Source organism: Achromobacter colocynthidis, from assembly GCF_057334535.1.
Genome location: NZ_JBHFIZ010000029.1, coordinates 174880 through 182541, shown reverse-complemented (window position 1 = coordinate 182541; position 7662 = coordinate 174880). Strand labels below are relative to the sequence as shown.

Here is a 7662-nt window from a genome sequence, read left to right as displayed (position 1 = left end):
GCCACGCACCGCGCCCCGTGGGTCCCCTTGCGCCTGTACGGCGTTCGCAGGAGTCCGAGATGACGTCTTCGTCTTCCCCCGCTTATCAAGTTTCCGCCGCCATGCGTCGGCGCGTGGTCATTGCCTCGGTGCTGGGCAACGCCTTCGAGTGGTTCGATTTCGCCATCTACGGCATGTTCGCCGCCGTGGTTTCGCGCCTGTACTTCCCCACCGGCGACAGCGCAACGTCGCTGCTGCTGGGGCTGGCCACCTTTGGCGTGGCCTTTGCGGTGCGCCCGATCGGTGGCCTGGTGCTGGGCATGTACGCCGACCGCCACGGCCGCCGCCGCGCGTTGTCGCTGATGATCCTGATGATGGCGGGCGGCACCGCCCTGATCGGCCTGCTGCCCACCTATGCATCAATCGGCGTGGCGGCCAGCGTGCTGATGCTGGTGGCGCGGCTGATCCAGGGGTTTTCGGTGGGCGGCGAGTACGCCAGCGCCAGCGCCATGTTGGTGGAATTCGCCCCCACCGGGCGGCGCGGCCTGTACGGCAGCTTTCAGATGTGCTCGCAGTCGCTGGCGTTTTCAGCCGGGGCCGGCGTGGTCTACCTGCTATCTTCGAACTTGTCGACGGCGGATCTGGAAAGCTGGGGCTGGCGCGTGCCGTTCCTGTTCGGCATTTTGATCGGGCCCATCGGTTATTACCTGCGCACTCAGGTAGACGAAACGCCTGAATTCCGCCGCTTTCAGGACCAGCTCGTCAAACCCGAACGCACCACGCTGCGCACATTGTTTTCGCGGTATCCGCGTGAACTGATCGGGTCGTTCTGCATCGTGGTGACGGGCACGGCGTCCAACTACGTCATGTTGCTGTATCTGCCCATCTTCGCCGTCACGGAATTGGGGCTGACGATGGGCGACGCGCAACTGAGCAGCGCCTTGGCCGCCGTGCTGCTGCTGGTGCTGTGCCCCTTGTCGGGCGCGCTGTCGGACCGCCTGACGCGCCGCGCCCTCATGCTGCCGGCCACCTTCGCCTTTGGCGTGGTCACATGGTTCATGATGGCGCGCGTGCTGCATGCGCCGTCCTTCGCCACGCTCTTGCAGGCGCAATTGTTGGCGGCGGCCTGCATGGGTTTCATGTGGGGGCCCACGCCCGCGCTGATGACCGAGATCCTGCCCGTGAACCTGCGATCAACCGGCGTGTCGCTGTCGTACAACCTGGCGGTGATGCTGTTTGGCGGCTTGGCGCCCTTCATCAACACCGCCCTGATCCAGCAGACCGGCAACCTGATGGTGCCGGCCTATTACGTGGCGCTGTGCGTGTTGATTGGTTTGATTGGGCTGATGCTGCTTGGCCCGGGCAAGCCAGGGGGAGACGGCGCCCAAGAAAAGTCAGGACCGGGTGGCGACACCCGAAACACGTCAGGACCGGGCGACCGCGCCCCCCGCCAACACGGGATCGGCGCGGCGCGCCTGCACGGCGATCCACTGCGCTAGCAGCGCCGCCGCCGCGAACGCCACGCCCGCGCCCACCCACGGCCCCTGGCGGAATCCTGCATCCAGCAGCAGGCCGAACGCCAGCGGGCCCAGGGCCGAGCCCACGTCCATGCCCGAATACACCAGCCCATAGACGGAACCGGTTGAGCCCTTGGGCGTGACGCGGCGGATCAGCATGTCGCGCGAAGGCGCCGCCACGCCCGAGCAGAAGCCGGCCAGGCCCACCACCGGTGCGGCCAGTGCGCCGGGCACCAGGCCCAGGGCCAGCACCACCAGCGTCAGGCCGGCCAACAACAGCGCCACCATCACGGTGCGCTCGGTGCGCGGGTTGGCCGACACCAGGAAGCCACCCGCCGCCATGCCCACGGCCGACGCCACCATGTAGCCGGACAAGGCCGAGCTGGCCACCACTTCAGACAGGCCGTACAACTGGTCCAGCAGCGGAATCGTGTAGTTCTGCACCGACGACAACGCGATCGACGTGCAGGCAAAGAACAGGAACGCGCCCCACAGCGCGGGCTTGGACAGCAGCGTCGCCAGGGTGGTCAGCACGCCTTCTTGCGGCTTGGGCGCGGCCTTGGATGCGGTGGCGGCATGTGTTCCATCCTTGCCTTCATCCTTGGCATCGGCGTCCTGCGGCATTGGCCCACCAAGCAGATGGCCGCCCAGCACGGTCAACACCAGCACCACCGCCACCAGCCCCGCGGCGCTATAGGCGGCCACGCGCCAGTCGGCCAGCAAGGTGATGGTGGTCATGAATATCGGCGTCAGCGCCCAGCCCAGGTTGCCGGTCAGCCCGTGCGCTGAAAACGCGTGCCCCAGGCGCGACGGCGTAATGCGGTGGTTGATGATGGAGTAGTCGGCCGGATGGAACACCGAATTGCCGATGCCGCCCACAATGGCAGCAAACATCAGCATGGGGTAGCCGTTGGCCGAGCCGATCAACACGCCCGACAACACAAAGCACGCCAGCCCGAACCACAGCACGGGCCGCGCGCCGATGCGGTCCACGACGAAACCCGAGGACGCCTGGCCGATGCCCGACACCACGTAGAACGTAGCCACCAGCGCCCCCACCCGCGCGAAGTCCAGGCCAAACGCCGTGGCCAGGGACACGTTGAGCAGTGGTAGCACCAGTTGGAAAAAGTGCGATGCGGCGTGTGCAACGCCGATCAACAGAATGGTCTTCCAGTCGCGCCGGCGGACATCGGCATCCGAGGGCAAGGGGGTGGTGGCGGTGTGCATTGCAAAAGGCCGCGCAAGCGGCGGGTAGCGCACGCAGTGATGCGGTGCGCGGGTTGTCTCCGGCAACGGCCGGGAGCCCGGCCGTTGAGTTCATGGCGAATGCGGCGGCAAGGCCGGGCCGGATCGTGCCGGCCATCGCTCTTGGACTGTGTTGGCGGCCGCCATGCGCGAGCCCGGCCGCCGTCTGCAAATCAGGATACTGCCAGGGCGCTTACAGCGCCTTTTCGCGAATGGCGGGCCAGGCGCGCTGCAGGTAATACAGCATCGACCAGACCGTCAGCACCGCCGCAACAATGATCAGCACGTCGCCCAGCAGCTTGGTGCTGATGCCGTAGACGGGCTGGTTGTACAGCAGGCAGGGAATCGCCACCATTTGGGCGGCGGTCTTGAACTTGCCCAGGCGGTGCACGGCGACACTGGCGCTGGCGCCGATCTTGGCCATCCATTCGCGCAAAGCGGAAATGGTGATTTCACGGCCGATGATGATCAGCGAGATAAAGGCGGCGACGCGGCTCAGGTCCAGCAGGACGATCAGCGCGGCGCAGACCATCAGTTTGTCGGCAACCGGGTCCAGGAAGGCGCCGAAGGCCGAGGTCTGGTTCCAGCGGCGGGCCAGCCATCCGTCGAACCAATCGGTCAGCGCCGCAATGATGAACGCCCACGCCGCGAAGGTGTCGCGCGTGGGGACCGACATCCAGCTCTCGGGCAGGTAGAACAGCCCGACCACCAGAGGAATCATGGCGATGCGCAGCCACGTCAGGATTATGGGTACGTTAATTGGCATAGTGTCCGTATGCTACATCAGCCGGATGACGCTGGCTGTATCGACGCGGTGGGGTGGCCGCGCTTTGGCCGGCGCCCGGCCACTGCACGAGCGGATATCGACTAGCCACGCAGCGCCTCGTAGATGCGTTCGGCCAGGTCCTGGGAAATGCCGTCCACCGATGCCAGGTCTTCAATGCTGGCGGACGCCACCCCCGAAAATCCGCCGAACCGGGCCAACAGGCGCTGGCGGCGCCGGGCGCCCACCCCTTCAATTTCTTCCAGCCGCGACACATTGCGCGTCTTGGCGCGGCGCGCCCGCATGCCGGTGATGGCAAAGCGGTGCGCCTCGTCGCGCACCTGCGCAATCAGCATCAGCGCGGCGGACTCGCCACCCAGCGCCACGGGGGGCCGCTCGTCGGCGAACACCAGGGTTTCCAGGCCAACCTTGCGCCCTTCCCCCTTGGCCACGCCGACCAGCGTCTGGATGTCCAGCCCCAATTCCGCAAACACCTTGCGCGCCACTTCGACCTGGCCCTTGCCGCCATCGATCAGCACCAGGCCCGGCATCTGGGCGTCGCCATCCGCCACCTTGGCGAAGCGGCGCGTCAACACCTGGCGCATGGCCGCGTAATCGTCGCCCGGGGTGATGCCGGCAATGTTGTAACGGCGATAGAGCGAGGGCTGCATGTCGTGGTGTTCAAACACCACGCACGATGCTTGCGTGGCTTCGCCAGCCGTGTGGCTGATGTCGAAGCATTCAATGCGCAGCGCATCCAGCGCGGCTTCATCGGTGTCCAGGTCCAGCGCCTCGGCCAGCGCCAGCGTGCGGCCGGCGCGGGCCCCGGATTCGGTCAGCGCGCGGGCCAGCGCCATCTCGGCATTCTTGCCCGCCTGTTCCAGCCACGAACGGCGCGCGCCCTGCGGACGGGTCAGCAGGCGTGACGGTCGCCCGCCCGCCTGTTCGATCAGCAGGTTGATCAAGTCGGGGTCGGGCAAGGCGTGCGAACAGACCAGCACGGGCGGCATGGCGTTGTCGGTGTAGTGCTGGGCAACAAAGGCCTCAAGCACCTGCGGCGCGGCTTCGCCCTCGGCGTGCGTCGGAAAGAAGGGTTTGTCGCCCAGGTGGCGGCCACCGCGCACCATCGCCAGGTTCACACAGACCTTGCCACCCGCCACGGCCACCGCAATGATGTCGGTGTCTTCGCCGCTGGTGTTCTCCATGGTCTGCTGGTGCAGGACGCGCGCCAGCGACCCCATCTGGTCGCGCAGCGCGGCGGCTTCCTCAAAGCGCAGTTCACCCGCCGCCTGCTGCATGCGCGCTTCGATTTCGCCCATGACGTCTTTGGCTTCGCCATTCAGGAAGCGCACCGCGCGCTGCACGTCGCGCTCGTACTCCTGGGCCTCGATGGCGCCCACGCAAGGCGCCGAACAGCGCCCGATCTGATGCAACAGACAGGGGCGCGAGCGGTTGGCGAAGACGGTGTCTTCACAGGTGCGCAGGCGGAAGACTTTTTGCAGGATCTGGATCGTCTCGCGCACCGCCCACGCGTTGGGGAACGGTCCGAAGTACTGGCCGCGCTTGTTGGTCGCGCCGCGATAGTAGGCAATGCGCGGCCATTCGTGGCCGGTGATCAGCAGATAGGGGTAGGACTTGTCGTCGCGAAACAGGATGTTGTAGCGCGGCTTCAGGCTCTTGATGAGGTTGTTTTCCAGGATCAGCGCTTCGGCTTCCGAGCGCGTCACGGTGACCTCCAGCCGCGCCACTTTCGACACCATCTGGGCGATGCGGGGGCTGGCCAGGTTCTTCTGGAAATACGACGAGACACGCTTCTTCAGGTCGCGCGCCTTGCCGACATACATGACTTCACCGGCTGCATCCAGGTGCCGGTAGACACCTGGAAGATGCGGCAGGTCAGACAGGAACGATTTGAGATTGAAGTCGTCGGGCATTCTGATAACGGTGTTCGGCCTGCAAGGTATCCCAGTCGGGCGCATCGAAACGCGGCATCAGGCGGCGGATGCGTTCGACCGATTCGGGCGCGTGGTCGAACTTCAGGCGCGACAGCAAATCGTCGGCCAGATCCGGCCGGTTGCACACCAGCACCATGTCGCAACCCGCGTTGAGCGCCGCCTTGGCACGAGCCAGGATATCACCCGCCACCGACGCGCCTTCCATTGTCAGGTCGTCGGAAAACACCACGCCGTCATAGCCCAGGCGCTTGCGCAGGATGTCTTGCACCCACTTCTTGGAAAAACCCGCCGGGTGCTTGTCCACCTTCGGGTAGATCACGTGCGCGGGCATCACCGACGGCAGCACGGCGTCGCCCAGCCAGGCGTAGGGCGCGGCGTCGTCCTTCAAGATGTCGTCCAGCTTGCGCGGGTCGACGGGAATTTCGTGGTGCGAGTCCGCGCCCACGTAGCCGTGGCCAGGGAAGTGCTTGCCGCAGGCCGACATGCCGGCCAGCGCCAGGCCCTGGATCAGCGCGCGCGACAGCATCGTGACCACGCGCGGGTCCGAATGGAAGGCCCGGTTGCCGATCACCTGGCTGGCGCCGTAGTCCAGGTCCAGCACCGGCGTGAAGCTCATGTCCACGCCGCAGGCGCGCAGTTCGGCGGCCAGCACGTAGCCGGCCTCGGTCGCCAGGCGCATGGCCTGCAAGGGATCACGGTCCCACAGCGTGCCCAGGTCACGCATGGCGGGCAAGGCGGTGAAGCCGTCTTCGCGGAAGCGCTGCACGCGGCCGCCCTCGTGGTCCACCAGGATCAGCAGCGGCTGTTTGCGGGCCTTGTGAATCTGGCGGGTCAGCTTGGTCAGTTGCTTGCGGTTTTCGAAATTGCGGGCGAACAGAATCACGCCGCCCACCAGCGGGTGGCGCAGGCGGGTCTTCTCTTCTTTGGTCAGCGAGGTTCCCGCCACATCGACCATCACGGGGCCGGGGGGCAGGACTACCTTGGATTTTTTCTTGGCCATAAGGGGTCCTAATTCAGGGCTTGCGTTCGACCACCACATAGGCGGCGGCCATATCGGATTCGTCGGTGATGGACACATGCGCCGCGCCGAACCGTTGACCATACCAGTCTTGCAGTTCAGGCGCGATGACCAGCACCGGGCGCCCGCCCGGCGCATTCAGCGTCTGCACGCGCCGCCACGTCATGGGCATGCGCATGCCCAAGCCGATGGCCTTGGAAAACGCTTCCTTGGCGGCAAAGCGGGTCGCCAAAAAGCGCACGCCGCGCACCGGGTCACGGGCACGGCGCGCATGGAATTTTTGCAGTTCTTCAGTGCCCAGGATTTTTTCCGCGAACCGGTCGCCATGCCGTTCCAGCGCACGTTCAATCCGGTCGATGCGCAGCAGGTCCATGCCGATGCCGGCGATGGCGCCGGCCGGGGCGGGGGCTGCGGTGGGGGCCGCGCTGGCGGCTGCTGCGGGAGCCTTGGAGGAGTCAGACATAAACGTCACCCAAAAACAGCGGCACGGGATGCGTGACGCAAGATGGTGGCATCCGTCATCCGGCCAGCGGTCACAGGCCGCGCAGCGCTTGCAGGCGTGCCTGCACCATCACCGCCTTCATGTCGCGAACCGCTTTTTCCCAGCCGTCGAACACCGCCTGCGCCACGATGGCGTGGCCGATGTTCAGTTCAGAGATACCGTCAATGGCGGCCACCGGGGCCACGTTGCCCAGGTGCAGGCCATGGCCGGCGTTCACGCGCAAGCCATGGCGCAGCCCTTCGACCACGGCCAGGCGGATGCGTTGCAGCTCGGCTGCGGCCGCATCGCCCTGCGCTTCCGCATAGGCGCCGGTATGCAGTTCAATGACCGTGGCGCCGGTCTTGGCCGCCGCGGCAATCTGCACCGGGTCCGGGTCGATGAACAGGGACACGCGTATGCCCGCTTCGACCAGCAGGCCCACGGCGTCCGTGACGGAGTCCATGGCGCCGGCCACTTCCAAGCCGCCTTCGGTGGTGAGCTCGGTGCGCTTTTCGGGCACCAGGCAAACGTCCTGGGGTTTGACGGCGCAGGCAATTTCCAGCATTTCCGCCGTGATCGCGCATTCCAGGTTCATGCGCGTGCGCAGTTGCGGACGAATCGCGTACACGTCGGCGTCCTGGATATGGCGCCGGTCTTCACGCAGATGCAGCGTGATGAGGTCGGCGCCGGCGGCCTCCGCGCGC

The 7662-nt window shown here is 66.3% G+C and carries 7 protein-coding genes; 1 reads left to right on the top strand and 6 read right to left on the bottom strand.

Annotated elements, in window-relative coordinates; all coding sequences use genetic code 11:
• A partial coding sequence (locus tag ACE04A_RS13290) for an MFS transporter (RefSeq protein ID WP_485820197.1) occupies window positions 1-1478 on the top strand: 1478 nt, incomplete at its 5' end.
• Here the strand turns inward: ACE04A_RS13290 and ACE04A_RS13285 are convergent.
• The 6 genes from ACE04A_RS13285 to ACE04A_RS13260 form a co-directional block, all read right to left on the bottom strand.
• On the bottom strand, window positions 1404-2723 hold the full coding sequence (locus ACE04A_RS13285) for an MFS transporter (RefSeq protein ID WP_279996054.1): 1320 nt from the start codon (window positions 2721-2723) through the stop codon (window positions 1404-1406). The genes ACE04A_RS13290 and ACE04A_RS13285 overlap by 75 nt on opposite strands.
• A 211-nt stretch (window positions 2724-2934) precedes the next feature.
• Complete coding sequence (pgsA, locus tag ACE04A_RS13280; RefSeq protein ID WP_485820196.1) at window positions 2935-3507, bottom strand: CDP-diacylglycerol--glycerol-3-phosphate 3-phosphatidyltransferase; 573 nt, start codon at window positions 3505-3507, stop codon at window positions 2935-2937.
• 101 nt (window positions 3508-3608) lie between these two features.
• Complete coding sequence (gene uvrC, locus ACE04A_RS13275) at window positions 3609-5438, bottom strand: excinuclease ABC subunit UvrC (protein WP_259246079.1); 1830 nt, start codon at window positions 5436-5438, stop codon at window positions 3609-3611.
• A complete protein-coding gene (gene nagZ, locus ACE04A_RS13270) occupies window positions 5401-6459 on the bottom strand; it encodes a beta-N-acetylhexosaminidase (RefSeq protein ID WP_448717341.1) in 1059 nt (352 codons plus the stop codon). The genes uvrC and nagZ overlap by 38 nt, the downstream gene beginning before the upstream one ends.
• A 13-nt stretch (window positions 6460-6472) precedes the next feature.
• A complete protein-coding gene (gene acpS / locus ACE04A_RS13265) occupies window positions 6473-6940 on the bottom strand; it encodes a holo-ACP synthase (RefSeq protein WP_259246077.1) in 468 nt (155 codons plus the stop codon).
• Between the two features lie 70 nt (window positions 6941-7010).
• On the bottom strand, window positions 7011-7662 hold a 652-nt coding region (locus ACE04A_RS13260), incomplete at its 5' end, for a pyridoxine 5'-phosphate synthase (RefSeq protein WP_485820195.1).

Excerpts from the sequence above, each read along its gene's own strand:
- nagZ (WP_448717341.1), bottom strand. The coding sequence starts at position 6,459 with ATGGCCAAGAAAAAATCCAAGGTAGTCCTGCCCCCCGGCCCCGTGATG.
- pgsA (WP_485820196.1), bottom strand. The coding sequence starts at position 3,507 with ATGCCAATTAACGTACCCATAATCCTGACGTGGCTGCGCATCGCCATG.
- acpS (WP_259246077.1), bottom strand. The coding sequence starts at position 6,940 with ATGTCTGACTCCTCCAAGGCTCCCGCAGCAGCCGCCAGCGCGGCCCCC.
- ACE04A_RS13285 (WP_279996054.1), bottom strand. The coding sequence starts at position 2,723 with ATGCACACCGCCACCACCCCCTTGCCCTCGGATGCCGATGTCCGCCGG.
- uvrC (WP_259246079.1), bottom strand. The coding sequence starts at position 5,438 with ATGCCCGACGACTTCAATCTCAAATCGTTCCTGTCTGACCTGCCGCAT.